15 protein-coding genes are annotated in these 21,033 nt (G+C 71.2%); 4 read left to right on the top strand and 11 right to left on the bottom strand.

All coding sequences use genetic code 11. The annotated features are described in order from the left end of the window. Window positions 1–76: 76 nt before the first annotated feature. The 11 genes from ACZ4V1_RS26400 to ACZ4V1_RS26350 form a co-directional block, all read right to left on the bottom strand. Window positions 77–3,790, bottom strand: a complete 3,714-nt coding sequence (locus tag ACZ4V1_RS26400; RefSeq protein WP_468340324.1) for a ThuA domain-containing protein — start codon at window positions 3,788–3,790, stop codon at window positions 77–79. Between the two features lie 286 nt (window positions 3,791–4,076). Next, complete coding sequence (locus tag ACZ4V1_RS26395) at window positions 4,077–5,075, bottom strand: sugar phosphate isomerase/epimerase family protein (protein WP_468340321.1); 999 nt, start codon at window positions 5,073–5,075, stop codon at window positions 4,077–4,079. A 16-nt stretch (window positions 5,076–5,091) separates the two neighbouring features. Then, window positions 5,092–6,369, bottom strand: coding sequence for a Gfo/Idh/MocA family protein (locus ACZ4V1_RS26390; RefSeq protein ID WP_468340318.1), 1,278 nt, complete (start codon window positions 6,367–6,369; stop codon window positions 5,092–5,094). Window positions 6,370–6,455: 86 nt separating this feature from the next. Continuing rightward, window positions 6,456–7,502, bottom strand: coding sequence for a substrate-binding domain-containing protein (locus tag ACZ4V1_RS26385; RefSeq protein WP_468340315.1), 1,047 nt, complete (start codon window positions 7,500–7,502; stop codon window positions 6,456–6,458). A gap of 17 nt (window positions 7,503–7,519) precedes the next feature. Then, entirely contained in the window at window positions 7,520–8,539 is a 1,020-nt protein-coding gene (locus tag ACZ4V1_RS26380) for an ABC transporter permease (RefSeq protein WP_121750105.1), read from the bottom strand. Beyond that, entirely contained in the window at window positions 8,536–10,053 is a 1,518-nt protein-coding gene (locus ACZ4V1_RS26375) for a sugar ABC transporter ATP-binding protein (protein WP_468340312.1), read from the bottom strand. Before ACZ4V1_RS26375 ends, ACZ4V1_RS26380 begins: the two co-directional genes overlap by 4 nt. A 181-nt stretch (window positions 10,054–10,234) precedes the next feature. Continuing rightward, window positions 10,235–11,416 (bottom strand): ROK family protein, encoded by a 1,182-nt coding sequence (locus ACZ4V1_RS26370; RefSeq protein WP_468340309.1) that lies wholly within the window; start codon window positions 11,414–11,416, stop codon window positions 10,235–10,237. Window positions 11,417–11,680: 264 nt separating this feature from the next. Then, window positions 11,681–12,358, bottom strand: a complete 678-nt coding sequence (locus tag ACZ4V1_RS26365) for a GntR family transcriptional regulator (protein ID WP_468340306.1) — start codon at window positions 12,356–12,358, stop codon at window positions 11,681–11,683. A gap of 239 nt (window positions 12,359–12,597) precedes the next feature. Then, window positions 12,598–13,545, bottom strand: a complete 948-nt coding sequence (locus ACZ4V1_RS26360; protein ID WP_468340303.1) for a beta-ketoacyl-ACP synthase III — start codon at window positions 13,543–13,545, stop codon at window positions 12,598–12,600. A gap of 137 nt (window positions 13,546–13,682) precedes the next feature. Beyond that, entirely contained in the window at window positions 13,683–13,826 is a 144-nt protein-coding gene (locus tag ACZ4V1_RS26355) for an MFS transporter small subunit (protein WP_468340300.1), read from the bottom strand. Continuing rightward, complete coding sequence (locus tag ACZ4V1_RS26350; protein ID WP_468340297.1) at window positions 13,795–15,135, bottom strand: OFA family MFS transporter; 1,341 nt, start codon at window positions 15,133–15,135, stop codon at window positions 13,795–13,797. The genes ACZ4V1_RS26355 and ACZ4V1_RS26350 overlap by 32 nt, the downstream gene beginning before the upstream one ends. 204 nt (window positions 15,136–15,339) lie before the next feature. Here ACZ4V1_RS26350 and ACZ4V1_RS26345 point away from each other — a divergent pair, with 204 nt between their 5' ends. The 4 genes from ACZ4V1_RS26345 to ACZ4V1_RS26330 are packed head-to-tail and all read left to right on the top strand — an operon-like array spanning window position 15,340 to window position 21,017. After that, window positions 15,340–16,311, top strand: a complete 972-nt coding sequence (locus ACZ4V1_RS26345) for a 2-dehydropantoate 2-reductase (RefSeq protein WP_468340295.1) — start codon at window positions 15,340–15,342, stop codon at window positions 16,309–16,311. Continuing rightward, window positions 16,308–18,230, top strand: a complete 1,923-nt coding sequence (locus ACZ4V1_RS26340) for a molybdopterin oxidoreductase family protein (protein ID WP_468340292.1) — start codon at window positions 16,308–16,310, stop codon at window positions 18,228–18,230. The genes ACZ4V1_RS26345 and ACZ4V1_RS26340 overlap by 4 nt, the downstream gene beginning before the upstream one ends. After that, complete coding sequence (locus tag ACZ4V1_RS26335) at window positions 18,211–20,160, top strand: NADH-ubiquinone oxidoreductase-F iron-sulfur binding region domain-containing protein (RefSeq protein WP_468340289.1); 1,950 nt, start codon at window positions 18,211–18,213, stop codon at window positions 20,158–20,160. The genes ACZ4V1_RS26340 and ACZ4V1_RS26335 overlap by 20 nt, the downstream gene beginning before the upstream one ends. Beyond that, window positions 20,157–21,017, top strand: coding sequence for a 2Fe-2S iron-sulfur cluster-binding protein (locus ACZ4V1_RS26330; protein ID WP_468340286.1), 861 nt, complete (start codon window positions 20,157–20,159; stop codon window positions 21,015–21,017). The genes ACZ4V1_RS26335 and ACZ4V1_RS26330 overlap by 4 nt, the downstream gene beginning before the upstream one ends. The last annotated feature ends 16 nt before the right edge of the window (window positions 21,018–21,033 follow it).

Genomic DNA, 21,033 nt, shown 5'->3' with positions numbered 1-21,033 from the left:
TGCCGGAAGCGGGGCCCGGGCGCGGTGCCCGGCGAGACGGCGGGCGGAGGTCCGGCGTCCTCCGCCCGCCGCCGTTCTAGTCGCCCTGGGCGGGCAGTTCCTTGAGCTGGATGTCGCGGAAGGAGACCTGGTCGTCGGCGCCGTGGTTCTGGAGGCCGATGTAGCCGTCGGTCAGGCTCCGCTCGGGATCCTTGTTGGTGAAGTCGTTGATCTTGACTCCGTTGAGGAACACCTGGAGGCGTTCGCCCCGGACCTTGATCTCGTAGGAGTTCCACTGGCCGGGCGGCCGCAGGACCTGGTCACGGGCCTTGATGTTCGCCGACTTGAAGGAGTAGACGGAGCCCGTGGTGCGGTCGGGCGCGTCCGTGGCGTCGATCTGGATCTCGTAGCCCTTGTTCACCGCGGACCAGGGGTCGTCGGAGGCCGGGAAGCCCACGAAGATCCCGGAGTTGTCGTCGCCCCGCATCTTCCAGTCGAGCTTGAGGGAGTACGACTTCAACTCCTTGGCCTGGTACCAGAGCAGGCCCATGCCGCCGTCGGACTCCAGGGTGCCGTCCTTGACGTTGAACGTGCCGGGACCGGCCTGCTTCCAGCCGTCCAGGGTCTGGCCGTTGAAGATGTCCCGGTAGCCCTTGTCCGGCTTGCAGTCCGCCTTGACCTGGCCGGTGGCGTACTGCATGCCGCCGAGCAGATGGGTGCGGAAGGCCTCGTCGGCGTACGACTCCTTGGTGTGGCCGCCGCCGGTGTAGAAGGAGCGGCCGCCGCCGTAGCTCTGGCACCAGGCGATCGGGTGGTCGCCCTTCATGGTGCCGCCCTCGTAAGTGGTCTCGTCGAGGGTGGCGAGGACCTTGGCCTGCTCGCGCGGGTTGGTGCGGTAGTTGTACCACTCGTCGGTGCGCTCCCAGGCGTCGTCCAGGTGCGCGGTCGACGGGTGGTCGTGGTCCTCGACGCGCACGGTGGCCTTCTGGATGGCCGGGTGCGAGTCGAAGTGGGCGCCGACGAGGCCGCCGTAGAACTCCCAGTCGTACTCGGTGTCGGCGGCGGCGTGGACGCCCAGGTAGCCGCCACCGTTCTCGACGTAGTCCTCGAACGCCTTCTGCTGGTCGGCGTCGAGCACGTCACCGGTGGTGGACAGGAAGGCGACCGCGTCGTACTTGGCGAGGTTGGCCGTGGTGAACTGGCGGGCCTCCTCGGTCGCCGTGACCGAGATGCCGGCCGACGCGCCCAGCTCCTTCAGCGCGCCGATGCCCTCCGGAATGGAGTCGTGGCGGAAGCCGGCCGTCTTGGAGAAGACGAGGACCTTCTTGCCCTTCTTGAACGGCTCCTTGGAGAACTCGAAGTCGTCCACGTCGTACAGCGCGCCGTCGCCGCCCCGGAAGACCAGGTAGATCTCCGTGGTGCGCTTCGGCAGGGAGCGCAGCGGCACGTCGACGTTCTGGAACGTCTCCCAGCCGCCGGTCGGCGGGATGTACGCCGAACCGTGCAGCTTGCCGGTGGGCGAGCCGGTGCGCAGTTCGACGTAGCCGCCGGCGCCGCCGGAGGAGGCCCGGACGGTCAGCTTCTTCTGCCCGTCGAACTTGTAGGGGCTGAAGGAGATCCAGTCGCCGTCGTCGACGTTGCCGACGGTCTTGCCGCCGTTGGCGCCGGTCTTGTCGATGACCGACACGCCCTGCTGGGTGGTGAAGTGCTCGGCCTGGCGGTGCAGCGGCTGGATCACGGTGCGCGCGGTGCCGGTCAGGGCCTCCTGGCCGTTCGCCCCGCCATCGGTGTAGCTGGCGCCGACGACGCCGTAGATGTTGGCGTTGGGGTCGTGTCCGCCGTCACCCGGGGGCGGGGTGAGGGTGCCCTCACAGCCCATCTCGCTGGTCAGCTCGTGGGCGTGGGAGTCGTGGCCGAGGCTGTAGGCGACCTTGACCTTGGAGCAGTCGACGCTCTCCTCGGGGTCGGTGACCTTCACCTTGAAGGGCACGGGCTCACCGAAGGCGGCCAGGCTGCCGTTGCCCGGGATCTCGATCTTCACCGTGGGTTCGGTGTTGCCGACCACGATGCGGACGCTGGCGTTGCCGGTGTTGCCCTCGGGGTCCTTCGCGGTGAAGGTGGCGGTGTAGGTGCCGACCTTCTTGTACGTGTGGGTGGGGGTCAGCCCCTCGCCCTTGGTGCCGTCACCGAAGTCCCAGCTGTAGGTGAGGCCCGGGGAGTCGGCGTCCTCGGCGGAGGCGGTGAACCTCACCTTCAGACCGGCGGCGCCGGACGTCTTGTTCGCGCTCACCTCGGCGATCGGGGAGAAGCCGTCCTCGGCGTTCTCGATCCGGTACAGCGCGGAGTTCTCGTCGCCCTGGAACCAGGAGACGCCGTAGTCCAGCACGTAGAGCGCGCCGTCGGGGCCGAACTCCATGTCCATGATCTGGGTGCCGGTCCACGGGAAGTCGTTGATCTTCGCGACCGTCCCGTCGGCGTTCTGCTCGATCCGCTTGATCCAGCGGCGGCCGAACTCGCCCGCGAAGAAGTCGCCGTCGAACTCCTCGGGGAACTTCACCGAGGAGTCGAGCTCCGGGTCGTAGCGGTAGACCGGGCCGGCCATCGGAGACTCGGAACCGCTGCCGAACTCGGGCATGGAACCGCCGTCGTACGGGATCCAGGCGGCCTGCGCGGGCGGCAGGTCGACGAGGCCCGTGTTGTGCGGCGAGGTGTTCTTCGGAGCGGCGCAGTCGAACTTCTCGCCGGAGGCCTTGGTGGCGAAGTCGTAGTCGACGTAGGCGTCGTTGTCACCGGTGCAGAACGGCCAGCCGAAGTTGGCGGGCTTGGTGACCTTGGCGAACTCCACCTGGCCCGCGGGGCCGCGGTTCGGGTCGGCGGCACCGGCGTCGGGGCCGTAGTCACCGACGTAGACCGTGCCGGTCTTGTCGTCGACGCTCATCCGGAACGGGTTGCGGAAGCCCATCGCGTAGATCTCGGGACGGGTCTTGTCGGTGCCCGGCGGGAAGAGGTTGCCCTCCGGGACGGTGTACGAGCCGTCCTCGGCGACCTTGATGCGCAGGATCTTGCCGCGCAGGTCGTTGGTGTTGCCGGAGCTGCGGCGGGCGTCGAAGGCCGGGTTGCGGCCCGGTCGCTCGTCGATCGGCGTGAAGCCGTCGGAGGCGAACGGGTTGGTGTCGTCGCCGGTGGACAGGTAGAGGTTGCCCTCGGCGTCGAAGTCGATGTCGCCGCCGACGTGGCAGCAGGTGCCGCGGGAGGCCGCGACGTCCAGCACCTTCTTCTCACTGGCCGGATCCAGCGTGCCGTTGGCGTTGAGGACGAAGCGGGAGAGGCGGTTGACGCCGTCGAACTTCTTGAAGTCCTCGGCGGTGCCGGTCTCGGGGGCGTCGCCCGCGGGGGTGTCGAGCGGCGGCGCGTAGTAGAGGTAGATCGCCCGGTTGTTCTCGAAGTCCGGGTCGATACCGACGCCCTGCAGCCCCTCCTCGTCGTGGCTGTAGACGTCGAGCTTGCCGGCGACCTTGGTGACGCCGCCCTGGTCGGTGAGGCGCAGCGTGCCGTCGCGCGAGGTGTGCAGGACGCTGCGGTCCGGAAGCACGGCGAGCGACATCGGCTCGCCCGTCTCGGGTTCGCCCTTGGCGAGCGGTACCTGCTGGAACTGCCCCTCGGCGGCTGCCGGTTCGTCGTGTTCCGGATGGCCGGGGTGGGCGCCGGCCACGGTCGCCGGGGTGCCCACGGCCAGCATCAGGCCGGTGAACAGGGCGAGGGTGGTGCGAAGCCTCGTGGGTTTGGACTTTCCGAGTCTGCTGCTGTGCACGAAGTCCCTCCGGGAACGGGATGGGCCGTACGGGATGGGTGCGAAGACGTGCCGTGGGGCGCCGGGGTGCGCCGTCACCCCGGAGGTGTGGGTGTCCTGAACACTTCAGGGACGGTAACCGCGTTCCTCCTGGGCCAACACCCCTTGGGCCAGGACTGGTTCAACTTTTGCCCAATACGGGACAAAGTGGGATTCGGGCAGGTCGGACCGGGGGCCGGCGGATCATCCGGCCCCCGTGCCGACCTGTCGTCGGGCGCGTGGATCAGCTGTTGGCGCGCACCGCGGCTCAGCTGTTGAACGCGGCGTCGAAGGACGCGCTGGGCGGATCGAAGTCGAAGGCCTTGAGGCGGGTGAGGGCTTCGGGGGCGCCCTGGAGCCGGTCCATACCGGCGTCCTCCCACTCGACGGACACGGGACCCCGGTAGTCGATGGAGCGCAGCATGCGGAAGACGTCCTCCCAGGGGACGTCGCCGTGGCCGGCCGACACGAAGTCCCAGCCGCGGCGCGGGTCGCCCCACGGCAGGTGGGAGCCGAGCCGCCCGTTGCGGCCGTCGAGGCGCTTGCGGGCCTCCTTGCAGTCGACGTGGTAGATCCGGTCGCGGAAGTCCCACAGGAAGCCGACGGGGTCCAGGTCCTGCCACACGAAGTGGGACGGGTCGAAGTTGAGGCCGAAGGCGGGCCGGTGGCCGACCGCCTCCAGAGCCCGCTGGGTGGTCCAGTAGTCGTAGGCGATCTCGCTGGGGTGGACCTCGTGGGCGAACCGCACGCCCTCGGCGTCGAAGACGTCGAGGATCGGGTTCCAGCGGTCGGCGAAGTCCTGGTAGCCGCGCTCGATCATGGACTCGGGAGCGGGCGGGAACATGGCGACCAGGTGCCAGATGGCCGACCCGGTGAAGCCGATGACGGTGTCGACGCCGAGGCGTGCGGCGGCCCGTGCGGTGTCCTTGATCTCGGCGGCGGCGCGCCGCCGGACTCCCTCCGCGTCGCCGTCGCCCCAGATGCGGTCGGGCAGGATGGCCTGGTGGCGTTCGTCGATGATGGCGTCGCAGACCGCCTGGCCGACGAGGTGGTTGGAGATCGCCCAGCACTTCAGGCCGTACTTGTCGAGCAACTGGTGGCGGGAGTCCACGTAGGAGGGATCCGCGAGGGCCTTGTCGACCTCGAAGTGGTCGCCCCAGCAGGCGAGTTCGAGGCCGTCGTAGCCGAAGTCGCGGGCGAGGCGGCAGACCTCCTCCAGGGGCAGGTCCGCCCACTGACCGGTGAAGAGAGTGAAGTTGCGCGGCATGTCGCTGCCAGCCTCCTCAGGGTGCGATGGGGGTGTAGACGGAGTTCTTCTCGGCGCTCTCCTCCACCGCCGCGAGTACGCGCTGCACCTGCAGCCCGTCGGCGAAGGAGGGTTCGGGCCGGCGGCCGCCGGCGACGGCGTGGACGAGGTCGCGCACCTGGTGGACGAAGGTGTGCTCGTAGCCGAGCCCGTGGCCCGGCGGCCACCAGGCGTCCAGGTAGGGGTGCTCGGGCTCGGTGACGAGGATGCGGCGGAACCCGGCGTACTCCCCCGGCTCGGTACCGTCGTGGTACGACAGCTCGTTGAGCCGTTCCAGGTCGAAGGCGAGCGAGCCGTGCTCGCCGTTGAGCTCGATGCGCAGGGCGTTCTTGCGGCCGGTGGCGTACCGGGTGGCCTCGAAGGAGACCAGGGCTCCGGAGGTGAGACGGCCGGTGAACACGGCGGCGTCGTCGACCGTGACCTGGCCGGTGACGCCGTCCGCCGAGCCCGCCGACAGTCCCCGGGCGGCGCCCTCGGGCAGCGGGCGTTCCCGTACGAAGGTCTCGGTGAGGGCGGAGACGCCCGCGATCCGCTCCCCCGTCAGGTACTGGGCGAGGTCGACGATGTGCGCGCCGAGATCGCCGAGCGCTCCCGATCCGGCCAGTTCCTTGCGCAGCCGCCAGGTCAGCGGCGCCTTCGGGTCCACCAGCCAGTCCTGGAGGTACGTCACCCGCACGTGCCGCAGCCGGCCGACCCGGCCCTCGGCCACCATCCGCCGGGCGAGCGCGGTGGCCGGCGTCCGGCGGTAGTTGAAGCCGACCATCGCCAGCTGACCGCGTGCGCCCGCCTCGTCGGCGGCCCGGGTCATCGCCTCCGCCTCCGCGACGGTGTTGGCCAGCGGCTTCTCGCACAGGACGTGCTTTCCGGCGGCCAGCGCGGCCAGCGCGATCTCGGCGTGGCTGTCGCCGGGGGTGCAGACGTCGACGAGGTCGATGTCGTCCCGTTCCACCAGGGTCCGCCAGTCGGTCTCGGTGCTCGCCCAGCCGTGCCGGTCGGCCGCCGTGCGGACGGCGTCGGCGTCCCGGCCGCAGATCGCGGACAGTACCGGGTTGAGCGGCAGGTCGAAGACCCGGCCGGCGGTGCGCCAGCCCTGGGAGTGTGCGGCACCCATGAAGGCGTAACCGACCATGCCGACGCGCAGCGGCGGTCTGGTCGCGGATACCCCCGTCGCCCTGGTCCCGGTCCCGCTGTCGGTCGCGGTTCCGGCGGCTGATGCCTCCGCCCCGGCCCCCTCGGGCTGCTGCGGCTGTCCCATGCGGATGTCCTCCTCGTCGTGGTGGCGCGGTGGGGGGTGGGCCCCGCCCCGACAGGCTGGTCAGGCCGCTGCCGGGACGGAGGCCCTCACTTGAAGCCCGTGGACATGTACTGGTCGACGTTCTCCTTGTCGACGACGGCCGAGTAGCAGGTGACGGTCGAGGGGATCTCGAACTCGGCGAGGCCGGCGACGCCCTTGCCCTGGCCGAGGGCGCGGGCCAGGTCGATCGCGGAGGCGGCCATGGTCGGCGGGTACAGCACGGTCGCCTTCAGTACGCCGCTGTCCGCCTTGATGGCCTGGAAGGCGGAGAGCGCGCCCGCGCCGCCGACCATCAGGAAGTCGTCGCGCCCGGCCTGTTCGATGGCACGCAGGGCGCCCACGCCCTGGTCGTCGTCGTGGTTCCACATCGCGTCGAAGTCCGACTGGGCCTGGAGCAGCTGGGCCATCTTGGCCTGGCCGGACTCGACGGTGAACTCGGCGGCCTGGCGGGCCACCTTCTTGATGTTCGGGTAGTTCTTCAGACCGTCGTCGAAGCCCTGGGTGCGCTGCTTGGTCAGTTCCAGGTTGTCCAGGCCGGCCAGCTCGATGACCTTGGCGTCCGGTGTGTCCTTGAGCTTCTCGCCGATGTAGTGGGCGGCGTTGAGGCCCATGCCGTAGTTGTCGCCGCCGATCCAGCAGCGGTAGGCCTGGGGGCTGTTGAAGATCCGGTCGAGGTTGATGACCGGGATGCCGGCCCGCATCGCCTTCAGGCCGACCTGGGTGAGCGCCTTGCCGTCGGCGGGCAGCACCACCAGGACGTCGACCTTCTTGTTGATGAGGGTCTCGATCTGGCCGATCTGCTGCGCGGTGTCGTTGGAGCCCTCGGTGACCTCCAGGGTGACTTCCGAGTACTTCTCCGCGCGCTTCTTGGCGTTGTCGTTGATGGCGTTGAGCCAGCCGTGGTCGGCCTGCGGACCGGCGTAGCCGATGGTGATCGGCTTGCCGGGCTTGTCGTCGGCGGCCGGCTGCTCGTTGGCGGCGGCCTTGTCGTCGCCGTCGTCGGGGTCGTTGCTGGTGCACCCCGTGAGGACGGCACCGGCGGACACGGCGGCGGCTCCGAAGAGCAGCCCTCTGCGGCTCGTGAGGTTCGTCATGACGGTGGACCCTTTCCTCAATGCGTGCTTGCGGTACGGCGCTGGACCAGCACGGCGGCGACGATGATCGCGCCCTTGGCGATCTGCTGCACGTCGGTCTGCAGGTTGTTCAGGGCGAAGATGTTGGTGATGGTGGTGAAGATCAGGACGCCGAGCACCGAGCCCAGGATGTGGCCCCGGCCGCCGGTCAGGAGCGTTCCGCCGATGATCGCGGCGGCGATGGCGTCGAGTTCGTAGAGGTTGCCGTTGGTGTTCTGGCCGGAGCCGGCCAGGACGATCAGCAGGAAGGCGGCGATGCCGCAGCACAGGCCGGACAGCAGGTAGAGGTAGAGCCGCTGGCGGCGGACGTCGATGCCGGCGAGGCGGGCGGCCTCCGCGTTGCCGCCGACGGCGACCGTGCGGCGGCCGAAGGTGGTCCGGTTGAGCACCAGCCAGCCGATGACGGTGACCGCCGCGAACACCAGGACCAGGGGCGGGATGCCGAGGATGTAGGCGTCGCGCTCGCCGAGGTCCAGGACGCTCGGGACGGTGACGACCTGGGTGCGTCCGTCGGTGATCTGGAGCGCGAGGCCGCGCGCCGAGGCCAGCATGGCGAGGGTGGCGATGAACGGCACCATCTGCCCGAACGCGATGAGCACCCCGTTGACCAGTCCGCAGCCCACGCCGACGACGACCGCCGTGAAGAGGATGCCGACGAAGCCGTACTCCTGGGTGGCGACCGTGGTCGCCCACACCGAGGCCAGGGCGACGATGGCGCCGACCGACAGGTCGATGCCGCCGGAGACGATGACGAAGGTCATGCCGACGGTGACGACGCCGATCACGGACGCCTGGGTGAGCACCAGCTGGAGGTTGCGGGTGTCGAGGAACGCGTCGGGCTGGGTGATGCCGCCGATCAGGACCAGTGCGGCGAGCACCCCGAGCAGGGTGAGGGTGCGGACGTCGGCGCGGCCCAACTGGACCCGCCAGGCGGGCGGACCGTCCACCGGTGCCGTCTTGCCGGTGCCGTCCCGGGGCGGGGACACGTGCTGCGTCATGACGCCGGGCTTCCTTCCATCACGAGGTCGAGTACGCGGTGTTCGTCGAGTTCACGGGCGGGGGCCTCGTGCACGACACGGCCCTCGCGCAGCACCAGCACGCGGTCGGCGAGGCCCAGCACCTCGGGCACCTCGCTGGAGACCAGCAGGACGGCGAGGCCCTCGTCGGCGAGGCGGCGGATGACCGCGTACAGCTCGGCGCGGGCGCCGACGTCGACGCCGCGGGTGGGTTCGTCGAGCAGCAGGACCTTGCAGCCGCGCAGCAGCCAGCGGGCGAGGACCGCCTTCTGCTGGTTGCCGCCGGACAGGGTGCGCACGGGCGCGGAGGGGTTGTCGGGCCGCAGGGACAGCTCGCGGGTCGCCGCGCGGGCCGCGCCCAGTTCGGCGCCGCGGTCGATCCAGCCGCCGCGCGAGAAGCGGGACATGGCGGAGACCGACACGTTGCGGGTGACGGACTCCAGCATCAGCAGGGCCTGCGCCTTGCGTTCCTCGGGGGCGAGCCCGAGCCCGGCGCGCACCGCGGCGCGCACGCTGCCCGGGCGCAGCGGGCTCCCGTCGACGAGGACCTGGCCGGCACTCGCCTTGCGGGCCCCGTAGACCGTCTCCAGGATCTCGGAGCGGCCGGAGCCGACGAGTCCGGCGAGGCCGACGATCTCTCCGGGGCGGATCTCGAGGTCGAGGGGGGCGAACTCGCCCTCCCGGGTCAGGCCCCGCACGCTCAGGACGGGGGCGCCCTCGGGGGCTCCGGCCGGCCGGTCCGGGAAGACGTACTCGACATTGCGCCCGGTCATCAGCGCCACCACCTCGCGGGTCGGCGTCGACTCGGCGGGCAGCCCGCCGGCGACGGCGCGGCCGTCCTTGAGGACGGTGACCCGGTCGCCGATGCGGCGGATCTCCTCCAGGCGGTGCGAGATGTAGACGACGGCGACGCCCTCGGCGGTGAGGTCGGCGACGATGCGGAAGAGGTTGTCGACCTCGTCCGGGTCGAGCGCGGCGGACGGCTCGTCCATCACGATCAGCCGCACGTCGTGCGAGAGCGCCCGCGCCATGGACACGATCTGCTGCTGCGCCGCCGAGAGTTCGCCGACCAGCCAGCCGGGATCGACCTCCGGGTGACCAAGTCGCTCGAGGAGCCGAGCCGTTGACGCTTTGGCCGCTCTGCCCCGCACGACGAAGCCGGCGGCGGTCGGCTCGTGGCCGAGGTGGACGTTCTCGGCGACCGACAAGTGCTCCACCAGGTCGAGTTCCTGGTAGATGGTGGCGATGCCGAGCCGCATGGCCGCGATGGGCGAGCGCAGCGTGACGTCCTCGCCGCGCCAGCGGATGGTGCCGGTGTCGGGCTGGTGGGCACCGGCCAGCACCTTGATGAGGGTGGACTTCCCGGCGCCGTTCTGGCCGAGCAGGCAGTGCACCTCGCCGGCCTGGACGTCGAGGTCGACGCCGTCCAGGGCCCGGACTCCGGGGAACGACTTGGTGATGCCGGACATGCTGAGCAGGGGTGGTTCTGGTGCCATGTGAGGTCCCCTCGGCGGGCGTGCGGGCCGGTGTCAGGGCAGAGCAGAGCAGGGCGAAGACACGGAAGAGAGCAGGACGGAGCAGTACAGGACAGGCGGTGGACAGCAGAGCGGTACAGGGCAGATCAGGGCAGGGCGGGACGAGGCGCTGTGCTGGTGAGGCTCGGGTGCTGAATGGTGCCTAGGCGGGTGAGAACAGGTGGTCGCTGATCAGCCGGGCCGCGCCGATGACTCCGGCGGTGGGGCCCAGCTCCCCCAGTACGATGGGCAGGTTGCCGGTCGCCAGCGGCAGCGACTGGCGGTAGACCTGGGTGCGGATCGCGGCGAGCAGGTTGTGGCCGAGACCGGTCACCCCGCCGCCGATCACCACCAGGCCCGGGTTGAAGAAGCTGACCAGGCCGGCGATGACCTGGCCGGTGCTGCGGCCGCCCTCCCGGATCAGGTCGAGTGCGGTGGCGTCGCCCGCGGCCGCCGCGGCGGCGACGTCGGCGGCGCTGAGACCACCGTTCGCCTCCAGGCGGCTCGCGAGTTCGGCCGACAGGCCCTGCTGGGCGGCCTCCGTGGCGTCGCGGGCCAGTGCCGCGCCGCTGAAGTGGGCCTCCAGACAGCCCCGGTTGCCGCAGGCGCACGGGCGTCCTTCGGGCACGGCCTGGATGTGCCCGATGTCGCCCGCGCTGCCCGTCGTCCCGCGGTAGACGTCACCGCCGACGACGATGCCGCAGCCGATACCGGTACCGATCTTGACGACGAGGAAGTCGTGCACGGTGCGGGCGACGCCCGCGTGCTGCTCCCCCAGCGCCATCAGGTTCACGTCGTTGTCGACCATGACCGGGCAGCCGAGTTCCTGGCTCAGCGCCTCCCGTACGGGGAAGCCGTCCCAGCCAGGCATGATCGGCGGAGCAACCGGCACCCCCTCGGGGAAGCGGACGGGCCCCGGGACGCCGATGCCGGCGCCGTCGAAGCCCTCCGCGAGCCCCGAGGCCCGCAGCTTGGCGGCCATGGACAGCACTTGCTCGAAGACCGCGACCGGTCCCTCGCGCACGTCCATGGGCTGGTTGATGTGGCCGAGGATCTCCAGTTCGGCGTTGGTGACGGCGACGTCGACCGAGGTCGCGCCGATGTCGACACCGAGGAAGCGCAGTTCCGGGTTGAGGCGGACGTTGTGGCTGCGACGCCCGCCGCGTGAGGCGGCGAGCCCGTCGGCCACGACGAGTGCCGTCTCCAGCAGCCGGTCCACCTCGACGGCCAGCTTCGACCGGGAGAGGTCGACCTGATCGCCGAGCTGGGCACGGGAATTGGGCCCGCCGTCACGCAACAGCTGGAGCAGTCGCGCTTGGTGGGCGTTCGCGGGTCGTGCCGTCATGCGCCTCACGAGCCCCTCCCCGCCTCAATCGGCCTTGAGTGTGCCGGTTTCCGGCCACGTCCAGTGGCTTGCTTTCGGAGGGAACGTAGCAGTGGGCGCCGGGTGTGGGAAGAAGTCACGCATGAATTGCTGCGAACTTTCTCCACTGAGTGGACAAAGAAGTGCGGAGTGCTCGGCTCCACGACCACGACCAGGCCGCCCGGCCAACGCGCCGGGCGGCCTGCGGGCAGCCTCTGACCTTACGGTTCTCCGCGCGCGTGGACCTTACGATTCTCCGCGCGCGTGGTACGAACGCCGCGTGTGTTCGGTGTGCTCGCGCATCAGCCGGGTCGCCGCCTGCTCGTCCCGGCCGGTGATGGCGGCGATCAGGCCGCGGTGCTCGATCCAGGACTGCCGGCCGCGCTGGCGCGCGATCGGCGTGTAGTACCAGCGGACCCGGCGGTCGACCTGCGCGGCGAGTTCGGCCAGGACGGTGTTGCCGGCCAGCTCCATGATCTTCGCGTGGAAGCGGGCGTTGAAGGCGACGGCGGCGTCCACGTCGTCGGCGGCGACGGCCCGCTCTCCCGCCTCGCACAGCTCCTCCAGGGCGGCCACGCCCGCGCTGCCCGCGTTGGCGGCGGCGAGCCGGGCCGCCTCGGCCTCCAGGAGCGTACGGACCGTCAGGAGCTGGTCGGCCTCCTCCTCCGTCGGCTCGTGCACGAACGCGCCCTGCGCGGGACGCAGGTCCACCCAGCCCTCGGTGTTGAGCCGCTGCAGGGCCTCCCGCACGGGCTGTCTCGACACGCCGAGGTGACCGGCGAGCTCGCTCTCGACGAGGTGCTGGCCGGGCTGAAGGGCCCGGGTGGTGATCAGTTCGAGCAGCGCCTCGTAGACGCGGTCACGCAGCGGGCCGGGCCGCTCGAGTTTGGGCACCGCGCCCTGCGGCAGTCCTGCGGACAACATCGGTCCCCCTCGAAAGCGGTACGACGAACGCGACATGGCGAACGCGACATGACGACCACGGCACGACGGGCGCGGCACGACGCACGCGACGCGCCCGGCGGCTGCCGCCGACCCGACCCAGTACACCGAGTATCGATTGTCTTTCGTCTACAGTCTACGCCGCCCGCGCGTCGCGGAACCGGAGTAGCCCACGTCACACCCGCTCCGCCCGGGCCGGCACCGCGGTCCCCCGGGGCCGTTCAGGGGCAGCGGACGACCTGTCCGGCGTAGGAGAGGTTCCCGCCGAAGCCGAAGAGCAGCACCGGGTCCCCCGTGGTGATCTCGCCCCGCTCCACCAGCTTGGAGAGCGCGAGCGGGATGCTCGCCGCCGAGGTGTTGCCGGACTCGACGACGTCGCGGGCGACGACCGCGTTGACGGCGCCGATCTTCGCGGCGAGGGGTTCGATGATGCGCAGGTTCGCCTGGTGCAGGACGACCGCGGCGAGGTCGGCCGGTGTCAGCCCGGACCGCTCGCAGGCCTGGCGGGCGATGGCGGGCAGCCGGGTGGTCGCCCAGCGGTAGACGCTCTGCCCCTCCTGCGCGAAGCGGGGCGGCGTGCCCTCGATACGGACGGCGTTCCCCATCTCGGGCACCGACCCCCACAGCACGGGGCCGATCCCCGCGTCCTCGCCCGGAGCGCAGGCCTCCACGACGGCGGCCCCCGCCCCGTCGCCGACGAGCACGCAGGTGGTGCGGTCGCTCCAGTCGGTCACCGCGGACATCTTGTCCGCGCCGATGACCAGCGCCCTGCTCGACGAGCCGGCCCGCACGGCGTGGTCGGCGGTGGCCAGGGCGTGGGTGAAGCCCGCGCACACGACGTTGAGGTCCAGCGCGGCGGGGCCCGGGATACCGAGGCGGGCCGCGACGCGGGCGGCGGTGTTCGGGGAGCGGTCGATCGCGGTGGAGGTGGCGACCACGACCATGTCCACGTCCGCGGGTGTCAGCCCGGCCGTCGCGAGCGCCTTGGCGGCGGCCTGGCCGGCCAGCTCGTCGACCGGCTCGTCGGGCCCGGCGATACGGCGGGAGTGAATGCCCACCCGGCTCCTGATCCACTCGTCGCTGGTGTCGACCATGCCCGCCAGATCCTCGTTGGTGAGGATTCCGGCGGGCTGGTAATGACCGACGGCGGTGATGCGGGAGCCGTGCATGGGTGGAGTCCTCGATGCCTCGGGTACGGGATCCACCAGTGTGATCAGTGACCGACGGGTACGACGGCAGGTGATACGACAGTAAACGGGCGCACGCCTTGTCGGCTTCGGTCAGCATCCCCGGCGCCCTTCGGGAGTCACCCGGTGAACAGCTGGGTGGCCTTCCGGACGAGTTCGTACAGCCCGTAGGCGAGCGGTGCGCCCACCCAGAGCCAGGTGAAGGCGATCAGCGGCCGCCTGCCGGGCAGGTCAGGCGGACTCTGGCTGCTGTCGTCGGACATCGGTGGCCTCCTTCGGCGGCTGGGCGGGCAGGACGTGGTGGCGGGTGTGGACCGGGCGGACGAGTTCGTTGGCGACGAAGCCGACGACCAGCAACCCGATCATGATGAAGAAGGACGTTCCGTACAGGGCCGCGCCGTGCCGCCCCGCCTCCTCCTGCCGGTCGGCGATCCAGTTCACGATCAGCGGCCCGAGGACACCGGCCGTCGACCAGGCGGTGAGCAGCCGCCCGTGGATCGCACCGACCTGGTAGGTACCGAAGAGGTCCTTGAGATAGGCGGGGATGGTGGCGAAGCCGCCGCCGTAGAAGGACAGGACGACCAGGGCGCACAGGACGAACAGCGGTTTGGAGGAGTCGCCGAACATGGCGATCAGCGTGTACATCAGCGCGCCGACGCCGAGGTAGACGCGGTAGATGTTCTTGCGTCCGATCAGGTCGGAGGTCGAGGACCAGCCGATCCGGCCCGCCATGTTGGCCGCCGACAGCAGGGCGACGAACCCCGCGGCGGCGGTCGCCGACACCGGCGTGGAGGTGTCGGCGAAGAAGTCCGTGATCATCGGCGCGGCCTTCTCCAGGATGCCGATGCCGGCCGTGACGTTCATGCAGAGCACGACCCAGAGCAGCCAGAACTGCGGGGTGCGCATGGCGCTCCGCGCCGAGACCTGGACGCCGTCGAGCGCCACCGGCCCGCCGTCCGCCCGCTGCTTGGGGCGCGGCACCCGTACCAGCAGTACGCCCAGCAGCATGAAGACGGCGTACGTCAGTCCGTGCACGAGGAAGGCGAGCGCGATCCCGGAGTTGTCGGTGCCGAAGGACTCCAGCATCTGCGCCGACCAGGGCGAGGCGATGAGCGCGCCGCCGCCGAAGCCCATGATGGCGATGCCGGTGGCCATGCCGGGCCGGTCCGGGAACCACTTGATCAGCGTGGAGACGGGTGAGATGTAGCCGATGCCGAGGCCGATCCCGCCGACGAAGCCGTAGCCGAGGACGATCAGCCAGTACTGCTCCACGGCCGCGCCGAGCGCGGAGAGCAGGAAGCCGGACGAGAAGCAGACCAGGGCGACGGTCATCGCCCAGCGCGGTCCGTGCCGCTCCACGAGCGTGCCGCCGAACGCGGCCGACAGCCCGAGCATGACGATGCCGAGCTGGAAGGGGAGTGCGCTCTGCGTGCCGCTGAGGCCGAGCGCGGACTCCAGGGGCGGTTTGAACACGGACCAGGCGTACGCCTGGCCGATGGAGAGGTGGACCGAGAGAGCGGCGGGGGGAACGAGCCAGCGGCTCCAGCCCGGGGGTGCGACGGGGGGACTCATGAGTCCCCAACCGTAGGCAGGGGGAAAGCGGTTGAGAAGACAGTTGAGCAGACAACCACTGTCCTTGCACAAAGCCTTGCTGGGGCAACCTCCATACTGTAGACAATATTTCGTCGACAGAAGCGAACGGAACCGACGCAGCGTCGGAATCGGGTTCGGTCGGCAGTTCCGCGGTATCCCTCGACCGAACGGAGCTCCCCCGCCATGAAAGTCGCAGTCCTCGGCGCCGGGGCGATCGGCGCCTACGTCGGCGCCGCGCTCCACCGTGCGGGCGCCGACGTGCATCTCATCGCCCGTGGACCGCACCTGGCGGCCATGAGGCGGTACGGAGTACGGGTGCGCAGCCCGCGCGGTGACTTCACCGCACGCGCCCGCGCCACCGACGACCCGGCCGAAGTAGGCCCGGTCGACTACGTGTTCCTGGGCCTGAAGGCCAACTCGTATGCGGCGTGCGGGCCGCTGATCGAGCCGCTGCTGCACGACACCACGGCGGTCGTGGCCGCCCAGAACGGCATCCCCTGGTGGTACTTCCACCGGCACGGCGGCCCGTACGACGGACGCCGTCTGGAGAGCGTGGACCCGTCCGGCGCGGTCAGTGCGGTGCTCGCGCCCGAACGGGCCGTCGGCTGCGTCGTCTACGCGGCCACCGAGCTGGCGGGGCCGGGTGTCGTGAGGCACCTGGAAGGCACCCGCTTCTCGGTCGGTGAGCCCGACCGGTCCCTCTCGGCGCGCTGTGCGGCGTTCAGCGAGGCGATGCGTACGGGCGGCCTGAAGTGCCCGGTCGAACCGGACCTGCGCAACGACGTCTGGCTGAAGCTGCTCGGCAACATCTCCTTCAACCCGATCAGCGCCCTGGCCCGGGCCACCATGCGGCAGATGTGCGCGCACGGCGGCACCCGCCAGGTGATCGGCACCATGATGGCCGAGACCCTGGCGGTCGCCGAGGCCCTCGGCTGCGAGGTCGGCGTCTCCATCGAACGCCGCCTCGCCGGCGCCGAGAGGGTCGGCGACCACCGCACCTCCACGCTCCAGGACCTGGAGCGCGGCAAGCCGCTCGAACTCGACGTGCTCCTCGCGGCCGTCGTCGAACTGGCGGAGATCACCGGCGTGGAGGTGCCCACCCTGCGCACCGTGCACGCCATCTCGGACCTGCTCGCGCTGAGGAGCGCCGCATGAGGAAACGGCAACCGAAGACCTACACGCGTCTCACCCACCCCCTGGTACGGGATTCCCGCGACGCGCCCTTGCGCCGGGCCACCTGGGACGAGGCCCTGGACCGGGCCGCCCGGGGCCTGGCGGCGGCGCGCGGCGCGTTCGGGATGTTCTCCTGCGCCCGCGCGACCAACGAGATGAACTACGTGGCGCAGAAGTTCGCCCGGGTCGTCATGGGCACCCACAACGTCGACTCCTGCAACCGCACCTGCCACGCGCCGAGCGTCGCGGGCCTGTCGGCCGCCTTCGGCTCGGGCGGCGGGACCTCCTCGTACGAGGAGATCGAGCACACCGACGTGATCGTGATGTGGGGTTCCAACGCCCGCTTCGCGCACCCGATCTTCTTCCAGCACGTGCTGAAGGGCATCCGGGGCGGCGCCCGCATGTACGCGGTCGACCCGCGCCGCACCGCCACCGCCGAGTGGGCGGAGAGCTGGCTCGGCCCGAACGTCGGCACGGACATCCCGCTGGCGCACGCGATCGGCCGCGAGATCGTCCACGCCGGGCTCGTCAACGAGGCGTTCGTGGAACGCGCGACCACCGGCTACGAGGAGTACAAGGCGCTGGTCGAACCGTGGACGCTGTCCCTGGCGGAGAAGGTGACGGGCGTGCCGGCCGCGGCCATCCGCGACCTGGCGCACGCCTACGCCCGCGCCGAACGCGCCCAGCTGTGCTGGACCCTCGGCATCACCGAGCACCACAACGGCACCGACAACGTCCGCGCGCTGATCAACCTCTCCCTGCTCACCGGCCACGTCGGCCGCTACGGCTCCGGGCTGCAGCCCCTGCGCGGCCAGAACAACGTGCAGGGCGGCGGCGACATGGGCGCGATCCCCAACCGGCTGCCCGGCTTCCAGGACGTCCTCGACCCCGAGGTCCGGGCGAAGTTCGAGACGGCCTGGGACACGGTCGTGCAGCCGCACCACGGCCTCACCCTGACGGAGATGTTCGAGGCCATGGACGACGGCACCCTCCGTGCCGTCTACTGCATCGGCGAGAACCCGGCCCAGTCGGAGGCGGACGGCGAACAGGCCGTACGCCGCCTGCGGGCGCTGGACTTCCTGATCGTGCAGGACATCTTCCTGACGAAGACCGCCGAACTGGCCGACGTCGTCCTCCCGGCGACCGCCGGCTGGGCCGAGACCGACGGCACCACCACCAACAGCGAGCGGCGCGTCCAGCGCGTCCGCAAGGCCGTGACACCGCCCGGGGAGGCCCGGGAGGACATCGGCATCCTGTGCGACCTGGCGGCCCGCCTCGGCCACGACTGGAAGTACGCCGACGCCGAGGCCGTCTGGAACGAACTGCGCTCCCTCTCTCCGGACCACCACGGGATGACCTACGCCCGCCTGGAGGAACACCAGGGCATCCAGTGGCCGTGCCCGAGCACCGAGGAGCTGGAACCCACCTACCTGCACGGCCGTCTGTGGGAGCCGGACCCGGCCCGGCGCGGTACGCGCGCGCCCTTCGGCATCGTCCGGCACGACCCGCCCGTGGACCTCACCGACGAGGAGTACCCGATCAGGCTGACCACCGGACGGCGACTCGACTCCTACAACACGGGTGTGCAGAGCGGGAGTTACTCCTCCCCGCTGCGACGCGGCGAGTCCGTCGAGCTGTGCCCGGAGGACGCCGAGCGCTACGGAGTGGTGGTCGGCGAAGAGGTGCGGGTGACCTCGCGGCGCGGGTCGCTGTTCGCGCCCGTCTGGGTCGACACCGCGCTCCGCCCCGGGCTCGCCTTCATGAGCTTCCACTTCCCCGACGAGGTGGACACCAACCAGCTGACCATCGAGGCCAACTGCCCGATCGCCGGAACGGCGGAGTTCAAGGCCTCGGCGATCCGGATCGAGAAGGTGAGCTCCGGTGGACCTGCGCTTCGGTGACAGCAAGCCGACGGACGAGGAACGGGCGGCCGTCGACGCCCTGCTCGGTCCGCCCGAGTCGTCCTGGGAGGGCGCCGCCCGCGACGGGACGGACCCCGCCGACCTGCGGTGGGCGCGCGGCGGACGGGAGGCCCGGGACCGCCGCGACCTGCTGCTGCCGGGACTGCACGCCCTCAACGACCGGATCGGCTGGATCAGCGAGGGCGCCCTGGACTACCTGTGCCGGCGCCTGACGGTGCCACCGGCGGAGGCGTACGGGGTCGCCACGTTCTACGCGATGTTCTCGGTGCGGCCGCGCCCGGCGACGGTCCTCCACGTCTGCACCGATCTGGCGTGCACGGCGGCCGGGGCGACGGATCTGGGTACGGACGTCGAGGCGCGCCTGGGCCCGGAGAGCGGCGTACGGGTCGAGCGCGGCCCGTGCCTGGGCCTGTGCGAGCGGGCACCGGCGGCACTGGTGGTGCGCGCGGGTCACTCGGCCCGTCCGGCGGTGCCCCCTCCGGGGGAGTTCGATGACGAGACCGTCCAGGCCGAAAGGGGGGCCGGGGGCACGGCCCCCGGGGGCGGTGAGGGGCGGCTCGGGCGAAAGGCCCGCCACGCCACCGCCGTATGCGCCCCCGCGACCCCGGACGCCGCCGTCCGGGCGGCCACCGCACCCGAGAACGCCCCCGCCGAGCCCGCCGCCGCGCTCGCCGTCCCGCAGGCCGGCGACCCCGCCCTCACCCTCCTCGGACGCATCGGCACCGCCGACCCCGCCTCCCTCGACGACTACCGCGCCCACGGCGGCTACACGGCCCTGCGCCGCGCCTTCGCCCTCGGCCCCGCCGGCGTCATCCGCGAGGTCACCGACGCGGGCCTGGTGGGCCGCGGCGGCGCCGCCTTCCCCACCGGCCGCAAGTGGCAGGCCACGGCGGCCCAGCCCGACCGGCCGCACTACCTCGTCTGCAACGCCGACGAGTCCGAACCCGGCACCTTCAAGGACCGCGTACTCATGGAGGGCGACCCGTACGCACTCGTCGAGGCGATGACGATCGCGGCGTACGCCACCGGCGCGCACAAGGGCTACCTCTACCTCCGCGGTGAATACCCGCGCGCCCTCGCCCGCCTCACCCACGCGATCGCGCAGGCCCGCACCCGCGGCCTGCTGGGCGACGACGTCCTCGGCCAGGGCTACGCCTTCGACATCGAGATCCGGCGGGGCGCGGGCGCCTACATCTGCGGCGAGGAGACGGCACTGTTCAACTCCATCGAGGGCTACCGGGGCGAGCCCCGTTCCAAGCCGCCGTTCCCCGTGGAGAAGGGCCTGTTCGGCAAGCCGACGGTGGAGAACAACGTCGAGACCCTGGTCAACGTGCTGCCGATCCTGACCATGGGCGCCCCGGCGTACGCGGCGATCGGCACGGCCGACTCCACCGGCCCCAAGCTGTACTGCGTGTCCGGAAGCGTGGACCGGCCCGGCGTCTACGAGCTGCCGTTCGGGGCCACGCTGGGCGAGCTGCTCACCCTCGCCCGAGTGCGCGGGGGGCTGCGGGCGGTACTGCTCGGCGGCGCGGCGGGCGGCTTCGTACGCCCCGACGAGCTCGGCATCCCCCTCACCTTCGAGGGCACCCGTCAGGCCGGCACGACGCTCGGCTCGGGAGTCGTGATGGCCTTCGACGCCACGGTGCCCCTCCCCCGGCTGCTGCTGCGCATCGCGGAGTTCTTCCGCGACGAGTCGTGCGGGCAGTGCGTGCCGTGCCGGGTCGGGACCGTGCGCCAGGAGGAGGCGCTGCACCGGATCGCGGACCGCACGGGTGCCGCGGCGGCGGACGACATCACCCTGCTGCGCGAGGTCGGCCGTGCGATGCGGGACGCCTCGATCTGCGGTCTGGGACAGACCGCGTGGAACGCCGTGGAATCCGCCATCGACCGTCTGGGGGCGTACGAATGACCGCGATACCGCTCGGAGTACCGCGCCGGCTGGTGGAGTTCACCCTCGACGGGCAGGACGCCCGGGTGCCCGAGGGGTCGACGATCCTCGACGCCTGCCGGGCCGCCGGGAAGGACGTCCCGACGCTGTGCGAGGGCGACACGCTCACCCCGAAGAACGCCTGCCGGGTCTGCGTGGTCGAGGTCGAGGGCGCCCGGACCCTGGCCCCCGCCTGCTCCCGCCGGGCGGAGCCGGGCATGGTGGTGCGGACGGACGGCGAGCGCGCCCGGCACAGCCGCAAGGTCGTCCTCGAACTGCTCGCGTCGTCGGTCGACCTCTCCACGACCCCGTCGGTCGAGCGGTGGATCAAGCAGTACGAGGCGAAGCCGGACCGCTTCGGCCCGGACGCCGCCCGCGTCGACGAGGAACCCCGGGTCGACAACGACCTGTACGTCCGCGACTACGGCAAGTGCATCCTCTGCTACAAGTGCGTGGACGCCTGCGGCGACCAGTGGCAGAACACGTTCGCGATATCGGTCTCCGGCCGCGGCTTCGACGCCCGGATCTCGGTCGAGCAGGACGCCCCGCTGACCGACTCGGCGTGCGTCTACTGCGGCAACTGCATCGAGGTCTGCCCCACCGGGGCCCTGTCCTTCAAGTCGGAGTTCGACATGCGCGCGGCCGGCACCTGGGACCAGGAGCGGCAGAGCGAGACGACCACGGTGTGCGCGTACTGCGGAGTGGGCTGCAACCTCACCCTCCACGTGCAGGACAATGAGATCGTGAAGGTCACCTCGCCGCACGACAACCCGGTGACCCACGGCAACCTCTGCATCAAGGGCCGCTTCGGCTACCAGCACGTACAGAACCGGGACTGACCGGCACGAGGGGCAC

The organism is Streptomyces sp. NPDC028991 (assembly GCF_055564775.1).
This window is presented reverse-complemented; position numbering and strand designations above follow the sequence as displayed.